Below are 25,455 nucleotides of genomic sequence, written 5' to 3'. Positions count from 1 at the left end.
GCGCGCCTCAACGATGTGTTTCTATGGCATGATCTATTACGGTCCTGCTATTAGCGGCCGAACATCGAAGAGGATTTATGCGTTTGCCGGGAACCCGGTACCAGGAACCGGGCTGGGAAGAAGTGCGCAAGTTGCTGGGACAGTGCTCGCTCGCCGCGCTGCGCGGTCTCGATGGCGCACATCCGGACCTGGAAGACTACGTGGAGCGCATGACGGACCAGCTGACGGCCCAGCGCCACAGCGCCCGCGCCCGGGCGGCCGGCAACGGCTACGGCGACACGGTGCACGAGCTGGCGGTGACGCTCGTCGTCGAGCTGCGCGCCCGTCCGGCCGACTGGGACGCCCTGTGTGCCGCGCTGGCGGACGGTCCCGCCGGCGACGCACTCCTGCGCAAGAAGGTGAACGACATGTACGCCGTGCTGCGCGACCGCGTCGACGCCGACAACTACCAGGCCGCCTGCGGCCGTCCGTGCAGCCCGAACCGTATGTACGCGTACCGGATGCTGGACACCGCCTGGCACGACGTCGCCCGCCTGTTCGCCAACTGGCGCGCGCACCGGGCGCAGGTCGGCGTGATCCTCGGCCGCGCGATCGCGGACGGCGCCGACCCCATCGAAGTGCGCCAGCTGCGCACGATCCACGACTGCCGCGCCGAGTGGATCCTGCGCTGGAGCGCCTCGCTGGAGGACTTCGGCGGCGCTCCCGGCCCGCTGCACACGCGTTCCAAGCGCTTCGCCAGCCTGAAGACGGGTCCGGACCGCATCGCGGCCATGCTGCGCGAGATCGGCGATTACGAACAGCTGTCGGCCAACCGCGACGAGGACTGGCTGCAGGACCTGGACGACGCGTCGGTCTGGGTGGAAGATTACTGGCGCGTGCTGCAGGAATCGGACGGCGCGGCGACGCCCGGCCCCGACCGGATCCTGGAAGCGCGGCAGGATGCGCTCGACGCTGCGGCGCCGGAACCCGATCCGGCGCCGGAGGAAGCCGACCCGCGCCTCGAGACGCTCGCGCTGAGCGTTTCACTGCCCCCCGGCTATGTGGCGCAAGCGGTGCCGGACGGCCTGCTGGCGGCCGAGGGCCTGCCGGTGGGACTGGCCGTGTACGCGAAGCTGCTGGGCCCCGACGACGCGTCCTACCCGGACGCGTGGCGCGACCCGGCCACCGGCGTGCTGCCGACGATGCAGCAGCTGGCGGCACTGGCCGAGGTGTCGCTGCCGACGTTGCGCAAGCGGCGCGACGCGGCGATCGCCCGGATGACGGCCGCCTTTGACACGAAGCGAGGACGCGATGCATAGCAACGACACGAGCTCACGCCGGCTGCAGGAAGCCCTGCTGCTGGCCCGCCGCAAGGACGGCGACCGCCTGATGCTGGACGATGCCACGCTGGCCGGGGCGCTGGACGGCAGCCGGCCGCTGACGTCCGGCGAGCGGGCCGCGCTGCAGGCATCGCCGCTGACCGCGCGCCGGCTGCGCCATCTCGCGCTGGCGCGGCGCGCCGCCGCATCGACCGCGTGGCGCGGCAGCCGCGGCGCGCTGCGGGCCGCGAGCAGCGGCGCAGCGGAAGCGGTCGTGACGGACGACGGCTGGTGGACTCTGCATTTCATTGCGGCCGGCGCAAGCTGGCGCACGGTCCTGCAGCTGGCGCCGCAAGCCCCGTTCGCGGAAGCGCTGCTGGTGGCGCGCGCGCCGCTGCGCGTCGTGGACGGCGCCGGCGGCGTGGTGCTCGCCGGCCAGCTCGATGCGGATGGCGAATGCGAAGCCGCCTGGCCGTTTGCCACCGCACCCGCGGACCATTTGCAGGCGCACGGCGCCCGTTTCACCGTCGAACCGTTGGAGGCGGACACACCATGATCCCATTCTTCAAGCGTGCCGCGCCCGTGCACGATGCCTGCACCCTCGGACGCACGGCCGTCGCGCGGCCGCTGTCGCCCGGCTGCGGCGCGCCGCCGGGCTGCCCCGTCGTCATCGTCGACGCCGACGGCCGCCCGCGCCGCGCCACGACGCCGGCCGGGAAAAAGGTCGAGCTGCGTCCCGGCGAACTCGCGTGGGCGTTCCATCCGGGGCCGTACACGATCGCCGTGGTCCCGTACGCGCAGGCGCCCGAGATCGGCCTGCGCACGACGTTCGCCATCGACCCGCAGGACCCCGCCGCCGCGGGCAAGCGCTTCGACCTGTACCTGGCCGCGGAAGCGGATGGTCGCGTCGACCTGGCCGCGCTGGGCATGAAGGTGGAAAGTGCGGTGCGCAGCGCGCTGGAGCAGGGCGCGCTCGAACTGCCGCCGTGCGCGGACATCGACGAGTGGAATGCGTTCCGCCAGGGCCTGAACCGCTTGCTGTACCTGCGCTTCGGCCTGACCGTGGACGATTGCGTGCCCGTCGAACTGGACGGCATCGACTACGCGGCGCAACTCGCCGCGCGCGCAGCCGGAAGCACGGCGGCCGCGACGCCCGCACCCGTGGCGGAGAAGGTCGTGCCGGACCTGGCCGACGCGAAGGCCATGCGCCGGCTGTTCCTCGAACTGCCTTGCCTGATGTGCGGCCTGCGCTTCGGCGCGCTGCCGAACGGGCAGGAACAGTTCCGCCAGCAGCAGGCCTTGCTACAGCGCCTGGACCGCCTGTCCGTCGAGATCACGACGATGCCGGCCCTCGTGCTGGCCGCGCCCGGGCAGCCGCTCGCGCTGGACGAGCAGCTGCGCCGCATGCGCCACAGCCGCCGCGCGACCGTCGCGCTGGACGAGGCGTGGGCGCTGCTGGCCCGCCTCGAAGGCGCGCAGGGAGAGCGCCTGGCCGCGCTGTACGACGAGGCCGAGCGCATCGTCGCCAACCTCGAAGCCGATTGCGCCGGCCGGCGCGCGGCGAAACACGTCGCGGAGGCGGCATGAACGTACCCCAACAGGCCGCGTGCCGCACCCGCCTGCCCGACGGCACGCTGCTCACCGTGACGGCCACGCGGCGCGAGCGCGCCGGCCGCGCTGACGTCAAGTGCACCGTGCCGGGCGACGCGGCATTGGCCGAACGCCTGCAGCAAGTGGTCCGCCTCGCGCGCCACACGGAAGCGAAGATCGACAGCCGCGACCAGGTCGTGCTCAGCGCCGACCGGCTGCCTGTGGGGCGCGACTGCGAACTGGCGTTCGTGCTGGCCGACCGACTCGTGCGCGGCGTGTGGCACGGACGGGACGTGGTCGCCAACGGCTGGTCGGATGCGTGGCAGCTGGGCCGTGTGGACGGCCACGACACGGCGGACGCGTCGCCGGACGCGCTGCTGGGCGGCCCAGACGGCCTGTCCCACCTGGGCCAGCTGGACGGCCATCCCGATCCCGGCGCGCGCGTGTCCAGCGCCCGCGCGTGGTTCCCGCTGCACAGCGGGGGAGACGGCGACGGCCTCGGTTGGGTCGAGGTGAGCGTGCACCCGCTGGAGGGAGAACGCATCGAGGAGGAACAGACGATCGCCGTAGCGGGCGCTGACGCGGCACGCCAGCTGGCGGTGCGCCAGGCGCTGGCCGGTGCGCGTCATTTCGATGGCCGCGGTCTCGGGCGCTGGCGCACGACGGTGCGCTTCAGCGACGCCGCGTTCGCCGGCCGCTCGTACGAACTGGCCCTCGTGCTGGCCGACCGCATCGCGCGCGGCCGCGAATTCATCCCGCGTGCGCGGCTGCTGGCGACGGGCTGCTCCGACTCCTGGCATGCGGGCCGCGTGGATACGGTCGACGGGCTCGCGCCGAAATGCGCGCTGCTGCTGCGCGAAGCCGGGCCGGGCGACCGTATTCTCCTGCCGCATGCGTGGCGCGATGCGCTGCCGGCCGGCTTCGCGGACGACGTCCGTGCGCGCGGCGCGAGCGTGGCGTGCGTGGAGCGGATCGGAATCATTTGATGTAGGCTTGCAGGTGAGCCGGAAGGAGTCGACGATGTTGCGGATGTTTGGATTGGGTGGGGCCAAGTGCCCGCGCTGTTCCCGAGGGACGAGCGCGGCGGACGGCTATTGCACCGCCTGCGGCCTGATGCTCGGCACGCCGCGCAACGAGCCGGTGCTGGTGGAGAACCGCTGGGTGCCCGGCCCGGACGAACTGGCCGTGTTCTTCGGCGTGCGCGCGCTGTCCGGCGTTTTCGTCAAGACCTTGCGCGTGCCCGCCACGGCGCGTGCCTACATCCTGCAGGGCGACCAGGCCACGGAAGTGCCGCAGGGCGAGTACGAGATCGAAGGCTTTTTTACGCGCCTGAACCACCTGCTGCGCGACCAGCATGCGGAGATCCTCGTCACGAGGAGCAGCGCGCTGCCGGTCGAATTCGAGCTGGATGGCCTGGTCAGCGCCGAACATCTCGAGGTGTCCGCGCGGCTCGCGCTGTCCGTGCGGATCGAGAGCGTGCCCGCGTTCGCGCGCCATTTCATGACGATGCCCGGCACCGTGAAGGCCGACCACCTGCGCGAACTGCTGCTGCAGCCGGTGCGCCAGCTGGCGGGCGAATTCGTCGCCGCCCGTTCGCTGCGCGAGATGGCGGGCCAGCGCGAACTGCGGCCGGAACTGGACCAGCACCTGCAGGGCGGCCTCGCCACCCTGTTCGCCGATTACGGCCTCGCCATCGTCCGGGTGGAGACGCTGGCGCTGCGCCACGACCGCTTCGACGCCAACCGCGCCCGCATCGGCAGCCTGTGGCTGGCCGTCGACGAGCAGCGGGTGAAGGTCGAGCATGCGCGCCAGTTGGACGAACTGTATTCGGACGATGAGTGGCGCCGCATCGCGCGCGAGGAAAGCCAGGCGCGTCTCGCGCACCGGCGAGCGGAACTGCGTCAGGGCGCGGGCATCGAGCGCGCGGAGATGAGTTTGCAGAACGCCGAGCGCGCGCAGGCGATCCGCGCCCGCGAGATCGAGCTGTATGGCCGCATCGTCGAGTCCCGCTCGCGCAAGCACGCGATCGAACGGGGCGCGCAGGACCTCGTCGCGGAACTGGAACACGAACTGGCGCAGAAACGCAGCGCGCGCGCGGACCAGGAAACGGAATGGGCCCATCTGCGCGAACTGGCCGCCGTGCGCATGCGCGAAGAGGTCGCCCTCGCGCGCCAGGACGCGGCGCAGGCGCGCACGGTCGCCGCGCAGCGCTTCGCGCACCAGTTGCTGCAGCAGCAGATCCGCAACAAGATCGAGCAGGCGCGCGGCATCGAGGACGCGGCCCGCCAGCGCGCGGAACTGGCACGGCTGCACGCGGTAGAGGAAGACGCGGCGCGGCGCGCGCGCGAGATCGAGGCGCAAGAACATGCGCTGCGGCTGCGGGCGGCGGAGCGCGAGGAGTCGATCGAGGTGGAGGCCGTGCGCCAGCGCGTGGAAGCGCTGCGCCGCGACGGGACGCAGGCCGACGCGCTGGCCCAGCACGAAAAGCTGCTGCGCACGATCGAGGCCGATGCGGCGCTGCAGCGGGTGGCGCTGGATGGCGAGGAGTGCCGGGCCGTGCTGCAGGCCGAGATGCTCGCGGCCGAGCGCGCGCACGAGCTGCGCCGCATGGAGACGCTGGGCGCCGTGGACGACACGACGAAACTGGTCGTGGCCGGCGCGACCAATGCCGCGCTGCTGGCGGACGTGCTGAAGGCGCGCACGCAGGCCGGCATGAGCGCGGAGCAGCTGGCGGCGCAGACGTCGTCGCGCCTCGCGGATGAACAGGTCGAACGCGAGCGCGCGCGGCGCAACGACGAACTGGAACGCGAGCGGCGCCACCAGCTGGAACTGCTGGCGCTGCAGAACGACGTCAACAAGACGGCGCTGGCCACGCAGGCGCAACTGGGCGGCGCGCTGATCGCGGGGGCAATCTGCCGTCATGCGGGCGCCCAGCCCGGCGACCGGTTCTGCGGTACGTGCGGCGCGCCGCTGCCGGCGCGGGGATGATGCAGACGGCGATCGACAAGCTGCGCGAACTGCGCGCGCTGCACGAGGACGGCCTGTTGAGCCGCCAGGAATTCGACAGCCGCAAGAACGCGATCCTCGACGCGGCGTATCCAGCCGACGTACCGGTCGACTTGCCGGTGCGCGCCGGCACCGAGATCGGCCTGATGGCCACGCAGGAAGTGGGGCCGGTGAACCGCCGCTACCGGCTCGAGCGCCTGATCGCGCAGGGCGGCATGGGCGAGGTGTGGCAGGCGACGGACCTCGCCACGCACGCGGAACTGGGCCACAGCGCCCAGGTCGCGCTGAAGATCCTGCCGCCCCGGCTCACGGAAAACTCGCTGCACGCGAAGCTCTTGATCGAGGAAGCGGCACGTGCGCGCCAATTGGCGCACCAGCACATCGTGCGCGTCTACGACTGGGCCCAGGACCCGGCGACCGGCAGCTATTTCATCATCATGGAGTGCCTGGACGGCGAGGACCTCGACGCGCTGCTGGCGCGCGTGGGCCGGCTCGACCTGGCGCGCGCGCTCGACGTGCTGGCGCCCGTGGCCGCCGCGCTGGATTACGCGTGGGAGCGGCACCATCTCGTCCACCGCGACATCAAGCCCGCCAACGTGTTCCTCGCGCGCGGCGGCGACGTCAAGCTGCTCGACTTCGGCATCGCGGCGCGCGCCCGCGCGGGCGGCCTCGCGCTGGAAGCCCCGGCCAGCTCGGGGACGGCGGGCTATCGCGCGCCGGAAGCCAGCGGCGCCGGAGGCGCGCCGGCGCGCGGGCTGGATGTGTATGCCGTCGCCGTCATGCTGTATCAAATGCTGACGGGGTCCTTGCCCGTCGGCGCCGATCCGGCCAGGCCGGCGGCATTGAACGATGCGCAGTGGGCCGTGCTGCGCGCCGGCTTTGCGCAGGATCCGGACGAGCGCCCGGCGAGTGTGACGGATCTGCTCGCGCGCTTGCACGCGGCGCCGGTGGTCGACGAGGCGGCGCAGGCGGCGCAGGCCGCGGCGGACGCCATCGACAGGGAGCGCGCCGCACGCGAGCTGGCGGCGCGCAAGCTGGCGCAGGCCCAGGCGGAAGTCGCGGCAAAAGCGCAGCTCGACCGCCAGCGCCGCGAACAGGAACGGGCCGCGAAACAGGCGGCGGAAGCGGCGCGGGCGGCGCGCAAGGAAGCGCTGCGCCAGCAGTTGCTGGAACGGCGTGCGGCGGAGGCGGAAAAGGCGAGACTGGAGCGCGAGGAAGCGCAGCGCAAACTCGTGCAGGCCAGGGCGGCCGCGGCGTACATCGCGGAACAGAAGCGCGCCCGGCTCGAGGAGGCGGCGCGTGCCCAGGCCGTGCTGACGCAACTGATGCCCACGCCGGCCAGCCCCGTCGCCGACACGGAAGGGGTGCTGCGCGACCGCTTCCTCGGCGGCGACGCCAGGGGGCCGGAACTCGTGCTGCTGCCGACGGGCCGCTTCCAGATGGGCTCTCCCGAGCACGAACGGAAGGTCGCGATGGAAGCCGGCTCGCAGCCGTCCTGGCTGGCGCGCGAGCTGCCGCAGCACTGGGTCGGCATCGAGAAGCCGATCGCGATGGGCCGTTATCCCGTGACGGTCGGCGAGTGGCGCGTGTTCGTGGCCAGCACCGGCTGGCGGCCGAGCGGGGAAACCGACTGGGACGCACCGGGTTTCGCGCAGACCGACCGCCATCCCGTCGTCGGCGTGAACTGGTTCGACGCGATCCGCTACGTGCGCTGGCTGTCAGAAGCGACCGGTAAATCGTACCGGCTGCCGAGCGAGGCGGAATGGGAATACGCGTGCCGCGCCGGGACGAAGACGGCGTTCTCGTTCGGCGACAGGATCACGACCGACCAGGCGAATTACGATGGCAATTTCACGTACAACGGCGGCGCGCGCGGCGAGTATCGGCGCGGCACGACGCCGGTCGGCATGTTCCCTGCCAATCCCTGGGGCCTGTTCGACATGCACGGCAACGTGTGGGAATGGGTGCAGGACGTCGTCCACGACAATTACCATGGCGCGCCGCTCGACGGCGGCGCGTGGGAAGAGGACGGCGACCAGGCCCGCCGCATCCTGCGCGGCGGCTCCTGGCTGTACAACCCGCGCTACCTGCGCTCGGCGCTGCGCAACGGCTTTTCGGCCGCGCTGTCGAACGACATTGTCGGTTTTCGTATCGTACGCGACCTGATGTAGCCAACACGATACGCTGCGGAAATTCGCCGTGTCTCCACCTTGGGCGCATAATGAATCGCACTCTGCAAAGGAGGGGCGATCATGCGAATTCCCAAGGATATCCAGATCCCGTTCATCGTGCTGTCGCTGGAAGCGGTGCTGCTGACCGGCGCGGCGTTGATCTTCCTGATCCTGCGGCCGGGCTGATCAGGCGTCCAGCAGGCGTGCGTGCGCGCGCCGGCGGTCGCCCGTGCGTTCGGCAAGGTCTTCCGGACGCGGGCTGGCCGCGAACCGCACGCGGCCCGTGAACCGGGCGAGCCGGTCCAGCACCGTGGCCGGGCCGATGGCGGTTTCCTGGCCGCTGGCCGGGTCGAGGTGCCAGAAGCCGCCGTCGCGGTGGAACAGGACCGGCATGCCCGCCGCGCGCGGCAGGGCGCCGGACCCCTGCGCCGCCGGCTCGGGCACGACGCCGGGCGCCAGCAGCACGAAGCACTCGGACGCACCGCCGGCATCCACGCGGTGCAGGGTCAGCGCATGCGCGTGCAGCGCGGTCACGACGAACGTCACCACGCCGCGTATGCTGGCCGTCAATTCGATGCGCATCCCGAGGCGCAGGGGGACGGGCACGTGCTTGCCCGGCCAGGCACCGTCCAGCAACAGGCCGTAGCGCGACACGTCCTCGATCTCGAACCCGCCGCGCGCGGGGCGGATGACGGCGTGGCGCGCGGACAGCCGGCGCGTGAGGCCATCCCGTTCGGGCCCGTTCGCGTCGTGGTGTTCCAGCAGCAGGTCGGCCTCGGCGCCGACGGTGTCGAAACGGCCCAGCACGCATTCGTCCAGCGCGAACAGCCGCACGTGGCGCTGGGCGCCGGCGTCCGGTTCCGCGTACACGAGGCAGCCGGTGCTCGCCGGGCATGGATGCGCCGCGCGCTCGGCGGGCAGGTCGATCTCGATCAGGTCTTCGTCCCACGCGATGGTCGGCAGGCCGACGGCCACCTTGCCGCCGCCATTCCCATCGAGGTTCAGCTGGGCGATGGAGGCGTTGCGGGCCTGGATGTCGATGTCCATCGCGCCGCCGCCGGCCAGGCCTTGTACCCGGGCGATGGCGGCATCGTCGGCGCTGATGCGTACGTTCTTGTGCGTGGACAGATAGGTCTGGTGGATCTCGCCCAGCGACGCGTCCGGGCGCGGCACGAGCAGCACCAGCGTCGCGACCCATGTGCGCGCCGGGTGGCGCGCATGGATTTCCAGGTCGACGCGGTACTGGCCATGTTCCCGTCCGCGCGACGAGAATTCCACGAACACGGGCCGCCAGTCGCCGCGCAGGGTGCGCGAAAACTGCAACTGGCCGGCGCCCAGCGGCAACAGCTTCGATTCGAGCAGCAGCGTCAGTTGCGCCGGCGCGTCGTCCGGCATGCCCCGCAATTCCAGCTTGATCGCCTGGCGGCCGCCGGCCGCGCGCGGGTCGAAGCCGCTCACATGCAGGTGCGGCCGGGGTGGCGGCGCCTGGATCGGCGCCGGTATCCGCGCCGCTCCTGCGGCGCGTACGCGTTTCAGCGTCTCGAAACTCGAGCCGAGCACATCGACCGCGCCGGCGGGCTGGCGGTGGCCGTGCGCGCACTGCGCCTCGCCCGGGGCGACCCAGACGGTGCAATGCGGGTGATCGGGACTGCTGCAACGCTTCATGGGCGGTTATCGGTTCGGCAGATGTGGGCTGTGGACGGGTCGTCGGGCCTCAGCTTACGCGATTGTAGCGTAGCGCGGCGCGCGGATTTCATGGTTGAGCAAGACTTTTTTCCAAGATGCATTATTTACCACAGTCATGCCCCCGGCAATGCGGTCTCGTCGCGCGCCGCGCCAGGGACGCGCACGAGGATGGCGCTGACGTTGTCCGGATAAAAGAATGCGGCCGGATGGGCGTCGTAGGCCGCCATCAGCGCGTGCAGCATCGTGGCGGCGTCGGCGGTGCCGGCCAGCAGCTGCGGCCATTGTCCGGCCCAGCCGACCGGGTCCGAGCACGACCACAGGCCGTCCGTCGCCAGCAGGTAGGAGGCACCGGGACGCAGCGCGAGCGGACGGCGGTCGGCCAGCCCGGACAGCCAGGACGGCAGGTTCAGCGGCGACAATTCGTACAGCGGGTCGTTCAGCCGCGTCGGGTCGGCGAACGCGTTCCCGAGCAGGAAGGCCTGGGCGATCTGCGGCCGGTGTTCGCCATGGACCTGGCGCCACCAGTCGGCTTCGCCCAGCAGGCCTGCCATCGCATAGGCGGTGGCGGGGACGTGGTCGACCGTCAGCGGCGCCGCGCGTGCCGGCGTGATCTCGTACAGGCGCGAATCGCCCACGTGGTACAGCAGCGGCGTGTCGTCCGCGCGCAGTTCCAGCAGGGTGAGCGTCGTGCCGGGACGGGGGCCGGGCACGTCGGCGAAATGGCGCTGCAGGTCGGCGTGCAGCGCGTCCAGGCGGCGCGCCAGCTCGGCGCCGGTGGCGCACGGCGGCAGCGCGAGCAGGCCTGCGACGACGGCTTCCGCGGCTTCGCGGCCGTGGCCATGGCCGCCCATGCCGTCCAGCACGGCCAGCCGCGCGTGGCCGGGACGCCAGCCGGGGAGTTTCCGGCGCTGCACGGCCTGGTCCTGCAGCCAGGCGGCGTCGCCGTCCGTGTCGATCAGGAGCAGGTTGTCCTGGTTTTCCGCGCGCAGGCGCGGCCCGGCGCCCAGGCGCGAGCACGCCGCAACGTCCAGGGGGCCGAAGCGCAGCCCGGCAATGAAGGGAGAAATTGGCATCCTTTACTCTAACCGCAAATGCCAAAAGACCAAGCTTCGATTAGATGGGGTTTTGCCGTCCACCCGTCAGCAACACGGCCGCGTTGACGAGCACGCACGCGCCGGCCGCCGCCATCGCGAACCGCACGCCGCAGGCGTCGGCCATGCGGCCCCAGAACAGGCTGCCGAGCGTGTAGCCGCCCGCCATCACGACGAGATAGATGGCCAGGGTGCGCGCCCGCACGTCCGCCGGGAACGACAGCTGGGCGGCCGCGTTCAGGGTCGACACGACGGCCGACCAGGCCATGCCGCCGACCACGATCAGCGGGATGAGCAGCGCCAGCGTATGCAGGAAGGGCAGGATGGCCAGCATCGTGCCGTACACGGCCAGCGCGGCGGCCAGGATCCTGGTCTTGTCGACGCGCGCGCGGATCGCGGGCAGGCAGAATGCGGCCAGCACGGCGCCGGCGCCCAGGCTGCCCATCAGGGTGCCGAACACGCTGGCGTCCATCCGGAGGACGTCGCGCACGAACACGGGCAGCAGGCCCGCGAAGGCGATGGTGGCGAAGAACACGGTGGCCACGTTGCGCAGGATGCGCCGGTAGCGCGGGCAGCCGAACGCCGTCCGCACGCCTTCGCGCAGGCGCGCGCCATAGCCCGCGCAGGGTTTCACGTGCGAGCGGTCGGCGCGCCACCAGGCGCGGTAGATGGCGAGCAGGCCCACGAACGAGATCGCGTTGAGGAGGAACAGCGGACCGGGGCCGATCCATTTGAACAGGACCCCGCCCAGCGCCGGGCCGATGATCGCGGCCGTGTTGTACGACAGGTTGTTGAGGGTCGCGGCGGCTTCCACTTCGTCCGGCTCGACGAGCCCGGACATCGCCGCCTGCCACGCGGGCCACATGAACGCGGAGCCGCAGCCGAGGCAGAACAGCACCATCAGCACGACGGCGTGCGGCGCATGGCCGGAGGCGACGAGGGCGGCCAGCGTGCACGCGCAGCCGGCCATGAACAGGTTGCAGAAGAACAGGAATTGCGGGCGGTGCACGGCATCCGCGACGACGCCCGCGAACAGCGCGAACAGGAAGATCGGGATGTACGTGCACGTCTGCACGAGCGTCGTCGTGGACGCCGAGTGCGAGCTGGACGCGATCAGCCAGGCCGACGCGAACGTCTGGATCCACGTGCCGAGATTGGAGATCAGGTTGGCGCACCACAGGTGCCGGTAGCGCGCATGGCGCAGCGGTTGCGTCAGCGGGATCTTGCGCCGGCCTTGCGTACCCGTCTGCGCCGGGGTGAAGCTGGATGTCGTCATCGGGCCAGTCTAAGTGCGTGGCCCGGCCGGGTCAACGCGGCAGGGGGCGCCCGCGTGGTTTTCCCAACGTGACGTTTCGACAAGGCTGCCGTGTTATCTTGTGACGCATGCAAATACGCCGACTGGAACCCGCCGACATCCCGGCCGCAGCCGCGGTTCTGCGCCGCGCCGCCGAGACGTTCTTCCTGCACGAATCCGCGCCGGAGGACGCTGCCGCCTTCCTCGCCCAGCACGACGCCGCGAGCCTGCGCCGCAACCTGGACGCCGGCTTCGTCTACCACGCGGCCGTCGTCGACGGCGTGCTGGCCGGCTTCATCGGCGTGCGCGGCGGCACGCACGTCTTCCACCTGTTCGTCGACGCCGCATACCAGCGGCGCGGCATCGCGCGGGCGTTGTGGGACGCGGGACGCGCGGCGGCGCTCGGGCCCGGGCACCCGGGTTTCTTTACCGTGAATGCGTCGAATTTCGCCGTGCCGTTCTACGCGTCGCTCGGCTTCGAACGCACGGCGTCCATGCAGGTCGACAAGGTGCGCTACAACCCGATGCGCCTGTTAATGCCGCTCGTCGGTGCGGCGTAGCCACAGGCTGCTCGCCCAGCCTTCCACGCCGCCGCCTTCCACGCGCACGCGCCACCAGTCGCCGTCCGTCGCCCCCGTCGCGCTGACGACCGTCCCCGCGCGCAGCACGCGCATGCGGGCGGCACCCACGCCGCGGTCCTCGCGCAGGTTCAGGTCGTCGACGACCAGGTAGCGGGCGCCGGCGGCCGGGCCGGCTGCCACGGCCACGGCCACGGGTTCCGGCGCGGCCGGCAGCAGCGTGGAGAACAGCAGGCCGATACCGAGCGTGCCGCCGGCGACGACGGCCAGCGCCCGCAGGTTCGGCCGGCGCCACCAAGCGCGCGGCGTGCACCACGCGGCCAGCACGAGCGTCACCGCCAGCGCGCCGGCCCACACGAGCCACGAAGCCATGGCCGCCTCACGCATCGAAGCGCAGCACGTAATGGCCCGCGACGAGGTGGTGCCCGGCCGGCAGGCGGTACGGCTGCTCCGGCGTCGCGGTGTCGATCGCGGCGACGAATGCCAGCTTGTCATCGAGGTGGTACAAGGCCTGCGTGGGCGACAGGCGCGCGATCCGCCAGCCGTCCGGTCCCGCTTCGAAGCTGAACGCGTCGCGCGACAGGCCCAGGCGGTCGGCGCTCGACGGCGGCGTGCCGGCGGCATGCTTGAGGAAGGCCGGCGAATCCAGTACGCGCAGCGCCGCGAGCATGGGGGCGCCCCTCCCGAACGTGAAGCGCGCGCCGGGCGCCACCGGCAGCGCCGGCGGTTGCGGCAGCACGAGCAGGGCGCAGTAGCGGTCGGCCAGCGCGGGCGCGCAGGCGGCCAGTTCCACGCGCGTGCCGTCGACGGGGCTGAACGCGGCCGGCACGGCGATCCGTTCGCGGCCGGCCTGCGTGATCGCCTGCAGCTGGTCCTTGTCGTCGACGGCGAAGCCGATGACCGTGTCCGACGGTTGCGCCGACGGGACGAACGCGCGGTTCAGGTTGATCTCGAGCGCCTGCGCGCCCGTTTCGCGATAGCGCGACAGCCGCGGCAGCGCCAGCGCGGCCAGCGTGACGCGCTGGCGCGACACGGGGGCGTACGTGGCGTCGACGGTTGGCGGTGCCGGGGCGCGCGCCGCCGGCACCGCGGTCAGTTCGGGGTCGGGGACGGCACGCGGTTTCCACACGGCGGGACGGGCGGACGCAGGTTTGACCGGGGCCGGCGCGCGGGTCGTCGCGTTCGGCGTCACGCGCAGCAGCAGGCGCAACGCCGCGCCGGTGGCGTCGACGGCGCCGCGGCGCGACTTGATCGTCCAGTAGCCGGCGGCCGCGTCGTAGCCGCAGTCGAAGGCGTCCTTCGGCCGCACCTGCACTTCGAGCGGAGAGTCCGGTCCGTCGTTGATGAGGAGGACGGCGCCTTCCGCGCCGAACGGCCAGCCCGGCGCGGTGTACGTCGCCTCGTGCGCGTCGTGGCCGATCAGGGTCAGTCTCTGGTTCGGGTAGATGGGGCAGACGGTCTTCCACACCGCGCTGTCGCGCGATACGCTGACGGTGTACTGCACGGCCTCGCCCGGCGCGGGCAGGTAGACGGCATGGCCGAACTTCACTTCGACCTCGCCCGGTTCCAGGCGGTCGGCGCCGACGACGTGGTAACGGACGTCGTCGCCCTGCAGCAGGTCGCCGAAATCCTTGCGGTGCAGCGCGGACAGCGACTCGGCGAGGTCGCGCACGCGGGCGCCGCGCGTGAGGTGGCGGTCGTCGTCGACCTCTTCCTGCGGCAGCACCAGCGTGATGTGGGAAAAGCAGCGCGTCGCGGCGCGTCCGCGCTGTTCGCGCGGCGAGCGTTCCAGCAGGTCGCGCAGCAGCGGACGGCGCGCGAACAGCGCCAGCCCGGGCGCCTGCCAGATGGCGTGGGCGTCGAAGACGTCGTTGATCTTGCCTAGGGCTTCATGTTGGACGTAGACCGGCATGATTCGTTCTCCTCTAAAGTTTGGCTGCTGGCGGCAGCGGCACCTAGCAGGGGGCAGATGAAAAACAGCAGGTGCGAGCCGCCCGCCGACAGGAAGCTCATCGGCTGGCCCATCACCGGGAAGATCGCGAGGTTCGTGCCCCACGACAGCAGGAAGTGGCCGAACGCGAACGCGGCGCCGCCGGCCAGGAAGAAGCAGCGCAGGCGCGCGAGCCACGCCACGCGGAAGTCGCGCGCGTTCGCCCCCGCCAGCCAGCAGCGCAGGGCAAGGCGCAGCAGCGCGGCGAGGAACAGCGCCTGCAGCAGCCACAGGCCGACGGCGGCCGCGAGCCCGTGGCGCGCGAGGTAGAACGACGCGGCGAAATCGTCCTGCACGGCGGGAATGCGCAGCGCGAAGCCCGGATCGCGGCCCAGCGCCGTGACGCCGAATGCGCCGTCGGCGCCCAGCCAGCCGCCCTGCGCGATGGCGCGGGCGCCCAGCAGCAACTGTTGTCCCGTGTGCGGATGCGTGCCGGGATCGAGCCAGACGAGGAAGCGGTCCGCATAGAAATCCCAGCGCGCGATGCCGTCGGCACCCGCGCCGCGCAGCAGGGCCACCGTCGCGACGGCCGCCAGCGCGACGCACGCGAGCGCCAGCGCGGTGCCGCGGCGGCGCGTGGCCAGCGCCAGCGCCAGCATCATCGTGCCGCCCCACAGCGCGAGCAGCACCAGCGGAGAATAGTCGTCGACCTGCACGAGCGCGACGCCCAGCAGCAGCATGAACAGCAGCGCGGGCGCCCCGACCCGAAGCGCACGCCGCCATGCGCCGCCCGGTGCGGGACCGTCCGCGCAGGCGAGCGCCAGGCAGTGCGCGGCCAGTGCGGCCAGCGCCAGCTTGGCGAATTCAACGGGCTGCAGGTCGAATACGCCGGTCTCGTCGCCGTACGCGACCTGCAGCAGCAGCGCGAGCAGCGCGACGCCGGTCAGCAGCAACAGCGCCAGTTCGATGCGCGCCTGCGGCAGCGGCCGCGCCGGGCGCACGACGCTTGCCAATGTCGCGGCGCCGGCGCCCAGCGCGAGCAGCGCCGCGGTCTTGTGGAAGTGGCGCAGCCAGGCGGTGTCCGGCGCGCCGAGGCCCAGGTCCAGCTGGGCGAGCAGGCCCACGGCCAGCAGCGGCAGCGCGGCGGCGAGGACCGGTTCGAGCCGTCGCGGCGCCAGCAGCGCGAACGCGAGCGCAACCCAGGCCACGAGCAGGCCGAGGCCAGGGCCCGCCGGCGTGCCGGTGCGCTGCAGCCAGAACAGGACGGCGCCGCTGCCGGCCAGCAGCAGCGCGAGGCCGACCGCCGCACCCGCGCGCCAACGGTTGGCCGGGTTCAGGACGAGGGCCGTCAGCGCGCCCGTCAGGGCCAGGCCGAGGACGGCCAGCAGCGGCAGCGCGGCGTGTGGCGGCAGATCCCATGGGCCGCGCCGCGTCCACGTCCATGCGACGCCGGCCGGCAGGCGCTTCTGCGTGTCGGCATACAGGGCGACGTGGCCGTTGGGGTGCAGCCGCAGCACGTCGCCACCTGGGGCGAGCAGCAGGCGCGTGCGGCCCGCGACGAGCGTCTGCCCGGCCGCCAGCGGCAGCGGCCGGCCGGCCAGCAATGCCGCGCCGCGGTCGTCTTCCAGCAGCAGCGGCACGGCGGGTGCGGCGCCCAGCTGGAAACCGTCGTCGTTGCGCGCGATGCCGGCGGCGTGCAGGGGCAAGCCCGCGATCGCGATGCGGTTGCCGCAATCGAGGTTGCCGCCGAAGACGAGCGGGCGGCCGAACGCCAGCGCGCGCGGGACGATCCGGTTCCACGCGTCCGCGAAGCGCGCGTCGGGACAGGCCTTTTGCGGCTTGCCGTCGCGGCGCAGCAGGGCGCCGTCGTAGCGCCAGCGGATGGCGCCGGCCGCCAGGTCGACGGCGTCCCCGCCGGCCGCGTCGACGCGCATGCGCAGCACGCCCAACTGGAATTGCTGGCCGGGCTTCAGGGCGACGCTGCCGCTGCGGCGCTGGCGGTTGCCGTCCTGGACGCGCAGCGGAGCACCCGTGCCGTCGTCCGCCGCCCACCACGTGCCATTCTGGTCGCGCCCCAGCCGCAGGCGGCCCGTATCCGCCGCGGGGGCGCCGAGCATGGCGTGGTCGACGTCGAGCGCCGCGCCCGGCGCCAACGCCAGTGCGACCTGCGCGGGCAGCCACGCGGCCGGCGCGCGCAGCAGCGCGAGCATCTGCAGCGCGCACAGGGCGGCGAGCAGCGCGCCGGCGGCAAGGCGGGTGCGGCTCATGCCGCGCTCCGCAGCGGGTTCGCGCCGGCCGCGGCGCGGGCGATCAGGCGGCTGATTTCCAGCGCATGGCGCGGCCGCGCTTCCGGACGCGCCGCCAGCAGCGCGCGCAGCAGCGCCACGGACGCGTCTCCACCGTGGCCGGCGAACAGCGCGGCCTCGTCCGGCGCGAGGATCGCGGGTGCGCGCAGTGCCGCGGCGCCTGCCGTGCCCCGGGCCCGGTAGGCATCCGCGCAGGCGGCGCAAAAGCGCAGCGGAATGCCGGCGACGAGCCAGTAGAGCAGGGCGCCGAGTGCAAAATAGTCGCTGCGCGCGTCGGTCCGGTAGCGGCCGGCGTCATCGGGAAAGAATTGTTCCGGCGCCTGCCACGCCGCGGTGCCGGCATACGAATGCGCGGCGCTGTCCTGCAGGGGGCGATTGGTGCCGAAGTCCGCGAGCTTCAGGGTACCGGTGTGCGCATCGACGAGCAGGTTGGCCGGCTTCAGATCCAGGTAGCGCCAGCCGTATTGGTGGACTTTCGCCAGCGCGGCATTCACCTGCGCCGTCCAGGCGAGGGCCTGCCCGATGCGGGGGCCCTCGCCGCGGCTGCGCAACGTCGCCACGTGGGCGGCGAGGTCGCCGTCCAGCAATTCGAGCGCGAGCGCGGGCTGGCCCTCGTGTTCGCCGCTGTCGAGCAGGCGCACGATGTGGCGCTGGTCCCATGGCTGCAGGCCGCGCAGGAAGGCGATCTCGGCGTCGAAGCACGCGCGCCAGACGACCTGCTGGGGCGGCAACGCAAGGTCCATCTGCGCGCGGTTGACGAGTTTCACGGCGGCCGGCGTGCCGTCCAGCACGGACGCCGCGCGCCACACCTGGCCGTAGCTGGACCCGCCCAGCGGCGCCTGCAGGCGCCAGGCGCCCGCCGTCAACGTGATGATGTCGCCTGCCTCGACCATGTAGCCTCCCGAACGGGCGGCCGGTGCCGCCTCGGCGGGGAATAGCAGGGGGACGGAGAAAACACGTCAGAGCCGACAAGATTGTAGTGCTAACAACTTGTCGAGGCAGCCTTATCCAACGCCACGCTCGGCGCCCGGGTGTTCGCCGTCTGGGTCTTCGTCGTCGGTACCGTGTTCGTTGTCGCGCCGCACGTGCTGCCGGGGAATCTTCGGCATCGCGTCGACGTCCGAGGTGTAGATCCGCGCTTCCGAAGATCCATTCTCGTAGCCAAGCCAGGTCGTCTGGCGACAACTGCACCGCCAGCAATATGGCGAACCATTCGTCGAACGTCAGGCCGCGCATCGTCACTCCTCATGAGTTAACGCGACGATGCGTCTGACCTCTGCAACGAATTTCAGTTCACACAAATAGCGCGAACACAGCCAATAAAAAACCGCGCACGAGGCGCGGTTCTCAAGGTTGGCTGGTGCTGCGATCAGCGGTGCCAGCCACGGTCATGGCCGCGGTCCCAGCCGCCGCGGTCGTGGTCGTAGCCGCCGCGGTCGCGGTCCCAGCCGCGATGGCCGCCGCGGTCGTGGTCGTAGCCGCGGCCCCGTTCGACGACGACGACGTCCGGGCGCGAGTTGTAGTAATAGCGGGGCGATTCCACATACACCGGACGCGACTCGACGTAGGCCGGTGCCGCCTGGTAATAGCCGCCGGAATAGCCGCCGGAATAGCCGTTCGAATAGCCACCCGAGTAGGCGTAGCCGCGGTTGCGGTAATAATAGTCGTCGTTGGTGCGGACCGAATTGCCGACCGCGGCGCCGATGGCACCCCCGACGAGCGCGCCGTCGCGGCCGCCCACGCTGCCGCCGATGGCGGCGCCGGCCAGTGCGCCCACGACCGTGTTCACACCCCGATCGCCAGCCATTGCCGAGGTGGACACGGCAGCTGCGGCCAGGAGCATGGCACCAATGCATTTTTTCTTCAACATGGTTAGTTCCTTGCGCCTCAACGGGGATCGGGATGATCACGACTACGCCAGGCATGCAATCATCATAGATACATCCGTGTATGCTGCCACGCGTTAATACAGAATATTACATCTGCTTCCGCCCCGGTAACATCGGTTACAGGCAGGCCTTGCAGTCGGCGCATGCCGCCCCATCTTGGAAGCGTCACCGACTGTACGAACCTACCATGGCGCGCCGGCGTTCTTTCGTTTCCATCCTTGCCATCCTCCTGCTGTTGCACGCCTACATCGGCCTGCGGCTGTTGCCTGCGCTGGACGCCGGTGTCATCGGCATGCTGGCGGGGGCGGTGCTGCTCGCCGTGTCGGCCGCGCTCGTACGTATCGGCCTCGTCGCGCCGAGCCTGCGCCGCACGCGCTGGACCGAACCGCTCACGTGGACCGGGCTGCTCGCGATGGGCCTGTTTTCCTCGCTGTTCGTGCTGACCCTGCTGCGCGACCTCTTGCTGGTGGCCCTCGCGCTGGGCGGCGCCGGCGGGCCCGGCTTCACCCACGACAGTGCCGTCGCGGTGCCGCTGCTCGCACTGGCCATCACGTGCATCGGGTTCGTCAACGCCCGCCGCGTGGCGCGCGTCGTCAAGGTCGAGGTGCCGATCGACGGCCTGCCGGAAGACCTGCACGGATATTCGATCGCGCAGATTTCCGACATCCACGTGGGCCCGACCATCCGCCGGCCATACCTGAACGCCATCGTCACGAAGGTCAACGCGCTCAGGCCGGATGCCATCGCCATCACGGGCGACCTCGTCGACGGCAGCGTGCAGCGCCTGGCCATGCACACGGAACCGTTGGCGCGCCTGTCCGCGCCGGACGGCACGTTCTTCGTCACCGGCAACCATGAATATTATTCCGGTGCCGAGCAATGGATCGCGGAAGTGCGCCGCCTGGGCCTGCGCGTGTTGCTGAACGAGCACGTGATCCGGCGCCGCGGCGGGGCCAAGCTCATGATTGCCGGCGTCACGGATTACACGGCGCAGCATTTCAATCCCGCCCACAAGAGCGACCCGCACCTCGCCGCCGCGGGCGCGCGGGACGACGTCGCCGTGCGCATCCTGCTGGCTCACCAGCCGCGTACGGCGCCGGCCGCGGCCGACGCCGGCTTCGACCTGCAATTGTCCGGCCATACCCATGGCGGCCAGTTCTTCCCGTGGAATTTGTTCGTGCCGCTGCAGCAACCATTCGTCGCCGGCCTGAACCGCGTGCGCTCCCTGTGGGTGTACACGAGCCGCGGCACCGGGTATTGGGGGCCGCCGAAACGCTTCGGCGCGCCGTCCGAGATCACGCTCGTGCGCCTGGTGCCGGGCCGCGGGTGATTGAGTACGCCAATATATTTCCCCAAAAACAAGCGGATGCGTTATCGTTTTGGTTTTTCCCCGACCAAAGGATTGCAAGCATGAATCGCCTCCGTCTCCCCGCCTTGAGCCTGCTCGCCGCCTGCCTGCTGGGCAGTACCGCGAACGCCGCCACTCCCGGTAATGACCCGGCCGCGCTCGCCAAGGTGCGCGATACGGCCTTGCAAAGCGATTACGCGTACCAGCGGCTGGAAGACCTGACGGACCTGGTCGGCCCGCGCCTGTCGGGTTCGCCCGGCGCCGCCGCCGCCGTGACGCAGGTCGCCGACGAGCTGCGCAAGCTGGGCGCCAAGGTCACGCTGCAGCCGATCAAGGTGCCGCACTGGGTGCGCGGCGAAGAGAAGGCGGCGCTCGTGGACTACCAGGGCCGTCCGGCGGGCGTGACGCAAAAAATCGTGCTGACCGCGCTGGGCGGATCGGGCGCGACGCCGGCCGCCGGCATCACGGCGCCGGTGATCGTCGTGCGCACGTTCGAGGAACTGAAGGCGCGCGCGGCCGAAGTGAAGGGCCGCATCGTCCTGTTCGACGTGCCGTTCGACCAGAACATGGCGGACCGCGGCCTGGCAGGCACCGCGTATGGCCAGGCCGTCGCGTTCCGCGGGGCCGGCCCGCGCATGGCGGCCGAGATGGGCGCCGCGGCGGCCCTCGTGCGCGCCGTCGGCGGTGCCGCTTACCGCATCCCGCACACCGGCGCCACGCTCCTCAACGACGATGCGCGCATCCCGGCGGCGGCGGTCACGATCGAAGACTCGCTGCTGATCGCGCGCCTGTCGAAGCGCGGCCCCGTCACGATGCACCTGACCCTGACGCCGCAGATCCTGCCGGACGCCGACAGCTACAACGTGATCGCCGACTGGCCGGGCAGGGACAAGGCCGACGAGATCGTGATCGTGTCGGGCCACCTGGATTCGTGGGACCTCGCCACCGGCGCCAACGACGATGCGTCCGGGGTCGTCAGCGCGATGGAAGTGATCAACACGCTGCGCAAGCTGGATTACCGGCCGCGCCGCACGATCCGCGTCGTCGCCTGGATGAACGAGGAGAACGGCGGCCGCGGCGGGCACACGTATGACGCCGTCAACAAGAAGCTCGCCGAGAAGCATGTCGCGGCGTACGAGGACGACGGCGGCTCGGGCCGTCCGTTCGGCCTGCACGCGGGCATCGGCGTGGCCGGCGCGAAGCTGCTGGCGCCGCTGCAGGCTGCCCTGTATCCGATGGGCGCGGGCGCATTCCGCCGCGACGACGTCGTCGGTGCCGGCGACCTGCACGACCTGGAAGATTCGGGCGTGCCGACATTCGAACCGTGGATCGATTCTTCCGATTACTTCAATTATCACCATACCCCCGCCGATACCTTCGATAAGGTGAACCCGGAAAACCTGCGCCGCCACGCCGCCGTCATGGCGACGACGGCCTGGTTCCTGGCCAACATGGATCAGCCCATTGGCCGCTCCAACGTCTTCACCGAGGCGAGGACGACGAAGTAATAGCAGCAGCGCTGCGGCAGGCGGCGCACCGCCTGCCGTGGCCGTCATCCGGCGTCGATGCGCCGGATCGCACGGGCATGCCCGCGGAACGGACGGCCGTACACGGTCTGGATGCCGCTGGCAAAATTCTGCCCCCAGACCAGTTGCGGCCGTGTGTCGTGGGACTCGTTCGACCAGTACCAGACGCGGTCGAAGCCTTCACGCAGGTTGGCGAACAGCAGGGCGAGTTCGCGCCGTGTCGGCAGCTCGCCTTGCTGCGCGGCAGCCCATTCGCGCGCGGCAGGCCAGCTGACGTCGGACGCTTCGTCCGGCAGCAGCACCAGGTGGTAGTCGGACTCGCCGTTCTTGCCGAGTATCAGGCCGGCATAGGCTTCGCCTTCCTTCAACATTTCTTGGATCCTCAGGTAGTCACCCATTGCGCAACCCTTTCGTCATGTCTTGCGGTCTCGTATGACCATCGATCGCCGCGCTTGGTTGCGACATTCGATACGACCTAGCTCATAACGGCGTTTGCAATAGCGGTTCTCAGCTTTCGTTGCGAAGCTGCCGAGGCAATGAATGACTGTAGGATAAGCTAGTCGTCCAGCGGCCGGACGATCTCGGGCCCGTCGGCGCCGGCCCGGTTGACGGCCGTGCTGACCTTGTACCATTCGAAGGCATCCGCCGGCACGGCCGCATGGCGCGCCAGTTCGATGGCCTGCTGGGGCGACAGGCCCGGATCGAGCCAGAGTTTCGCGTCTTCCGCCTCCAGCACGACGGGGCGGCGGTCGTGGATGTCCAGCATGCCGCCGGAGGCGTCGTCCGTGACGATGACGAAGCCCGCCTCGGCGCGGTTCTCCTCGAACGGGCCGAAATTGGCGACGGCCAGCATGAACAGCGGGGCGTGGTCCTTGCGGTGGATGTGCCAGGGCTGCTTGTGGCCTTTTTCTCCCGTCCACTCGTACCAGCCCTCGGCGGGCACGATGCCGCGCCCGTTCTTGACGAGCCGCGACCAGTAGCGGTTGGCCAGCTTTTCCAGCCGGGCGTTGATGACGATGGGCACCTTGCCTTCAGCCCATTTCGCGCGGTAACTCCAGAACACGTCGTCCACGCGCTGCTCGCCGTCCTGCACGTGCATGACAGGACGGTAGGTGCCGGGCGCTGCATTCGTCGTCGGTCTCGACTCGCTGTCGAACACGGCATCGGTCCAGCCGATCAGGTTGGCGTAATGGCGCGCGGTCTGGCTTTGGTCAAATCGTCCACACATGGGACGATGGTAGCGCAGATGGGCGACGATGGCCGTCCGTTAGCGCGCCGTGCCGGCCAGTCCGTACGTGGTGGCGCCGGATTCATGCGACGAGGCGGCGCGTGGGCGCGAACCGCCACAACAAGCCCGTCAGCGCCAGCGACAGCGCGAAGACGAGGGCGACGACGATGATATCCCAGCCGGGGATGACGCGCAGCGGCGCATCCGGGCCGGCAAGCAGGTCGACGAACAGGAAGTGCGACGCATAAATCCCCAGTACCAGCGGACCGAGCCCGGCGAGGCGGGGACAGCGCAGCGGCGGCGGATCGGACAGGGCCAGCATCGTCATGCCCAATCCATAGAAATAGGTGCCGAGCACGAAATCCTGTGCCATGTTCGTACCCCAAAGTGTGTGCAGCCAGGCGACCTCGGCCAACTGGAGGGCCAGTCCGCCCAGCGCCAGCGCGGGACCGAGCCGGCGCCATGCGGGCCGCGGGCCCAGGCGCTGCAGACGGACGCCGGTGACGAACATGATCAGGCTGAAGCACGGCCCGTTGCGCATGTTGACGTGCGTGTGGAAGCCGATGGGAGTATCGGCGTATGCCTTGCCGGCGAGGCCGGCCGCGTACAGCGCCAGCGCCAGCACGAGCAGGGTGCGCTCCCGCCCGCGCGCGAGCAGGGCGCCGGTGACGAGTGCTGCCAGTGCAAGTGCTGGCAGGAACCACAGATGGGCCTTGGTGCCTTGCAGCAGCAGGGTGGGCAGGCCGGGCAGGGGGCGCGTGGCGGCCGCCCAGCCCACCGCCGCGACCGTGATGAGGAAATAAATCGCGGACCAGGCGACGAACAGCACGAGGACGCGCCGGGCGAGCGCGACGCCGCCCGTCCGGCATGCGGCACGGTCCCGGCAGCGGCCGGCCCAGAAATAGCCGGACAACATGAAGAACAGCGGCACGGCGAAACGTTCCAGCTGGTCGCATACCGTGCGGGCGTCGAAGCGCAGTCCGACCGCGTCGAGGCCTGCCCGCGGCGCGGTGTGCAGCGCGATGACGGCGGCGATCGCCAGGACCCGGAAGACGTCGACGGACTGGATGCGCGTCGCGGCCGGCCGGCTGCCCTGTTGTTTCTGCATCATCGTGGTCGGCATTTTTTCGACGATTTTGCCAAAAAAGCGTGAACAATTCCTTCTAGGCAATATCACGTCACTCAAATTTGCTAAACTTATGTTTATTTCCACCGCGCAATTTCGCGCGCCTTTCCCGGGACTTGTGCCAGTCTCGACAGTGTTGCACGTCCAGCCCATCCAGCCCGTTTCGATTTGAGCGCCTTACTCCTTTTACTTGTCACCATCGCACTGTCGGCGATCATGCTGATGGTCCTGCGCTCGCTGGCACGCAGCGGGGTGCCCGGCATGCGCGAGTGGACGGTCGCGAACGTCCTGGCCATCGTGGCGCTGCTGCTGTTCGCCGGCCGCGGCCGGATCGCGGACGTGCTGTCGATCGACATTGCGAATCTGCTGTTCCTGTGCGCGCCGGCGCTGATGCATGCCGGCTTCCAGCGCCACCTCGGCCGTCCGGCGCCGTACGGTGCGCTGGCCGTGCTGGTGGCTGCGTCGACCGCGGCGCTGGGCGTATTCCACTACGTCGTGGATGCGATGGCGGTGCGCGTCGCGCTGTCGTCCCTGTTTCACGGCATCGTGTGCGTCGCCATGGCCTGGGGACTGCGGCCCTGGGCGCAGCCCGGCCGGGCCCGTTATCCGATCCGGTTCGCGTTCGGCGCCGCGCTGACCCTGGCGGCGGCCCACGCGGTGCGCGCGCTGATGTACGCGTCCCACCATGACGCCCAGGTCACGCTGTTCGACGCGTCGCCCGTCAACCTCGTCTGCTTTGCCCTCGGCACGCTGGCGCTGCCAGGCCTGACCCTGGGCGCCGTGATGATGGCGAACGCCGGCCTGATCGGCCAGGCCCGGTATGCGGCGGAACACGACCACCTGACGGGCGCCTGGTCGCGCCGCGCCTTCTTTGGCCGCGCCGAGCGCGCTCACGCGGATGCCGTGCGCGCGGGCAGGACGCTGTCGGTGCTGATCTTCGACGTCGACCACTTCAAGTCCATCAACGACACTCACGGCCACGCCGTCGGCGACCGCGTGCTGGCCGACCTCGTCGCACGGACGGCCGCCGTGCTGCGCGGCGACGGGTGCGCCCGCCTGGGCGGGGAGGAATTCGCCGTCCTGCTGCCCGATTCGGATGCGGACGCGGCCGTGTGTCTTGCCGACGAATTGCGGCGCACGCTCGAACGGGCCGCCGTGGCCGGAGCAGGGGGCGCGGCCGTGCGCTACACGGTCAGCGTGGGGGTGGGCAGTCTCGCTGATGGGGAGTCGCTGGCGAACCTGTTGCAGCGGGCGGATGCGGCGCTGTATGCGGCCAAGCGGGGCGGACGGAACCGGGTCGCGGATGCACGGCTCGTGGACGGCGAACGATGTAAGTACGCAACGTCAGGCAGTTAGCGGGTAGGAATTTTCCTACAGCTGAGCTACTA

At 70.8% G+C, this 25,455-nt stretch carries 21 protein-coding genes; 10 read left to right on the top strand and 11 right to left on the bottom strand.

What is annotated here, in order from left to right; genetic code table 11:
• Positions 1–77: 77 nt before the first annotated feature.
• The 6 genes from ACEN9H_RS16675 to ACEN9H_RS16650 are packed head-to-tail and all read left to right on the top strand — an operon-like array spanning position 78 to position 8,065.
• A complete protein-coding gene (locus tag ACEN9H_RS16675) occupies positions 78–1,298 on the top strand; it encodes a hypothetical protein (RefSeq protein ID WP_413671306.1) in 1,221 nt (406 codons plus the stop codon).
• Entirely contained in the window at positions 1,291–1,854 is a 564-nt protein-coding gene (locus ACEN9H_RS16670; RefSeq protein ID WP_413671305.1) for a hypothetical protein, read from the top strand. The genes ACEN9H_RS16675 and ACEN9H_RS16670 overlap by 8 nt, the downstream gene beginning before the upstream one ends.
• Positions 1,851–2,885 (top strand): hypothetical protein, encoded by a 1,035-nt coding sequence (locus ACEN9H_RS16665; RefSeq protein ID WP_413671304.1) that lies wholly within the window; start codon positions 1,851–1,853, stop codon positions 2,883–2,885. The genes ACEN9H_RS16670 and ACEN9H_RS16665 overlap by 4 nt, the downstream gene beginning before the upstream one ends.
• On the top strand, positions 2,882–3,874 hold the full coding sequence (locus ACEN9H_RS16660) for a hypothetical protein (RefSeq protein ID WP_413671303.1): 993 nt from the start codon (positions 2,882–2,884) through the stop codon (positions 3,872–3,874). Before ACEN9H_RS16665 ends, ACEN9H_RS16660 begins: the two co-directional genes overlap by 4 nt.
• Before the next feature lie 34 nt (positions 3,875–3,908).
• Positions 3,909–5,876, top strand: a complete 1,968-nt coding sequence (locus ACEN9H_RS16655) for a hypothetical protein (RefSeq protein WP_413671302.1) — start codon at positions 3,909–3,911, stop codon at positions 5,874–5,876.
• The gene (locus ACEN9H_RS16650) at positions 5,873–8,065 is read left to right on the top strand and encodes an SUMF1/EgtB/PvdO family nonheme iron enzyme (RefSeq protein ID WP_413671301.1); all 2,193 of its coding nucleotides are present in this window, start codon (positions 5,873–5,875) and stop codon (positions 8,063–8,065) included. The genes ACEN9H_RS16655 and ACEN9H_RS16650 overlap by 4 nt, the downstream gene beginning before the upstream one ends.
• A 186-nt stretch (positions 8,066–8,251) precedes the next feature.
• Here the strand turns inward: ACEN9H_RS16650 and ACEN9H_RS16645 are convergent, their stop codons facing one another.
• From ACEN9H_RS16645 to ACEN9H_RS16635, 3 genes are all read right to left on the bottom strand, one after another.
• Positions 8,252–9,730 (bottom strand): FHA domain-containing protein, encoded by a 1,479-nt coding sequence (locus ACEN9H_RS16645; protein ID WP_413671300.1) that lies wholly within the window; start codon positions 9,728–9,730, stop codon positions 8,252–8,254.
• 134 nt (positions 9,731–9,864) lie between these two features.
• A complete protein-coding gene (locus ACEN9H_RS16640) occupies positions 9,865–10,824 on the bottom strand; it encodes a PP2C family protein-serine/threonine phosphatase (RefSeq protein ID WP_413671299.1) in 960 nt (319 codons plus the stop codon).
• A gap of 40 nt (positions 10,825–10,864) precedes the next feature.
• Positions 10,865–12,118, bottom strand: a complete 1,254-nt coding sequence (locus ACEN9H_RS16635) for an MFS transporter (protein WP_413671298.1) — start codon at positions 12,116–12,118, stop codon at positions 10,865–10,867.
• A gap of 107 nt (positions 12,119–12,225) precedes the next feature.
• Between ACEN9H_RS16635 and ACEN9H_RS16630 the strand changes: the two genes are divergently transcribed.
• Positions 12,226–12,696 carry a GNAT family N-acetyltransferase gene (locus ACEN9H_RS16630; RefSeq protein ID WP_413671297.1) on the top strand — a complete coding sequence of 157 codons (471 nt, stop codon included), beginning with the start codon at positions 12,226–12,228 and terminating at the stop codon, positions 12,694–12,696.
• On the opposite strand, the gene ACEN9H_RS16625 is transcribed toward ACEN9H_RS16630, so the two are convergent.
• From ACEN9H_RS16625 to ACEN9H_RS16605, 5 genes are all read right to left on the bottom strand, one after another.
• Positions 12,670–13,086, bottom strand: coding sequence for an SH3 domain-containing protein (locus ACEN9H_RS16625; RefSeq protein ID WP_413671296.1), 417 nt, complete (start codon positions 13,084–13,086; stop codon positions 12,670–12,672). The two genes, ACEN9H_RS16630 and ACEN9H_RS16625, sit on opposite strands and share 27 nt — an antisense overlap.
• Before the next feature lie 7 nt (positions 13,087–13,093).
• Positions 13,094–14,626, bottom strand: a complete 1,533-nt coding sequence (locus ACEN9H_RS16620) for a hypothetical protein (protein ID WP_413671295.1) — start codon at positions 14,624–14,626, stop codon at positions 13,094–13,096.
• Entirely contained in the window at positions 14,596–16,911 is a 2,316-nt protein-coding gene (locus ACEN9H_RS16615; protein ID WP_413671294.1) for an FtsW/RodA/SpoVE family cell cycle protein, read from the bottom strand. Before ACEN9H_RS16615 ends, ACEN9H_RS16620 begins: the two co-directional genes overlap by 31 nt.
• Entirely contained in the window at positions 16,908–17,843 is a 936-nt protein-coding gene (locus ACEN9H_RS16610) for a protein kinase domain-containing protein (protein WP_413671293.1), read from the bottom strand. Before ACEN9H_RS16610 ends, ACEN9H_RS16615 begins: the two co-directional genes overlap by 4 nt.
• A gap of 476 nt (positions 17,844–18,319) precedes the next feature.
• Positions 18,320–18,820: a glycine zipper domain-containing protein gene (locus ACEN9H_RS16605; RefSeq protein ID WP_413671292.1), complete on the bottom strand. Its 501-nt coding sequence runs from the start codon at positions 18,818–18,820 to the stop codon at positions 18,320–18,322.
• A 206-nt stretch (positions 18,821–19,026) separates the two neighbouring features.
• On the opposite strand from ACEN9H_RS16605, the gene ACEN9H_RS16600 reads away from it, so the two are divergent.
• Both ACEN9H_RS16600 and ACEN9H_RS16595 read left to right on the top strand, forming a co-directional pair.
• A complete protein-coding gene (locus ACEN9H_RS16600) occupies positions 19,027–20,169 on the top strand; it encodes a metallophosphoesterase (RefSeq protein WP_413671291.1) in 1,143 nt (380 codons plus the stop codon).
• Positions 20,170–20,249: 80 nt separating this feature from the next.
• Positions 20,250–21,695: a M20/M25/M40 family metallo-hydrolase gene (locus ACEN9H_RS16595; RefSeq protein ID WP_413671290.1), complete on the top strand. Its 1,446-nt coding sequence runs from the start codon at positions 20,250–20,252 to the stop codon at positions 21,693–21,695.
• Between the two features lie 44 nt (positions 21,696–21,739).
• Here ACEN9H_RS16595 and ACEN9H_RS16590 read toward each other — a convergent pair whose 3' ends face one another.
• The 3 genes from ACEN9H_RS16590 to ACEN9H_RS16580 all read right to left on the bottom strand — a co-directional run bounded on the left by ACEN9H_RS16590 (position 21,740) and on the right by ACEN9H_RS16580 (position 24,052).
• Complete coding sequence (locus ACEN9H_RS16590; RefSeq protein ID WP_229412127.1) at positions 21,740–22,084, bottom strand: DUF1566 domain-containing protein; 345 nt, start codon at positions 22,082–22,084, stop codon at positions 21,740–21,742.
• Positions 22,085–22,269: 185 nt separating this feature from the next.
• Positions 22,270–22,941 carry an SOS response-associated peptidase gene (locus ACEN9H_RS16585; RefSeq protein ID WP_056131587.1) on the bottom strand — a complete coding sequence of 224 codons (672 nt, stop codon included), beginning with the start codon at positions 22,939–22,941 and terminating at the stop codon, positions 22,270–22,272.
• Positions 22,942–23,023: 82 nt separating this feature from the next.
• Entirely contained in the window at positions 23,024–24,052 is a 1,029-nt protein-coding gene (locus ACEN9H_RS16580; protein ID WP_413671289.1) for an acyltransferase, read from the bottom strand.
• A 231-nt stretch (positions 24,053–24,283) separates the two neighbouring features.
• Between ACEN9H_RS16580 and ACEN9H_RS16575 the strand changes: the two genes are divergently transcribed.
• Positions 24,284–25,423 carry a diguanylate cyclase gene (locus ACEN9H_RS16575; protein ID WP_413671288.1) on the top strand — a complete coding sequence of 380 codons (1,140 nt, stop codon included), beginning with the start codon at positions 24,284–24,286 and terminating at the stop codon, positions 25,421–25,423.
• Positions 25,424–25,455: the final 32 nt, after the last annotated feature.

Source organism: Massilia cellulosiltytica, assembly GCF_047325105.1.
GTDB classification, from domain to species: Bacteria; Pseudomonadota; Gammaproteobacteria; order Burkholderiales; family Burkholderiaceae_D; genus Telluria; species Telluria orientalis.
Note: the sequence above shows the minus strand (reverse complement) of the source record. Positions and strands in the feature narration are given on the sequence as shown.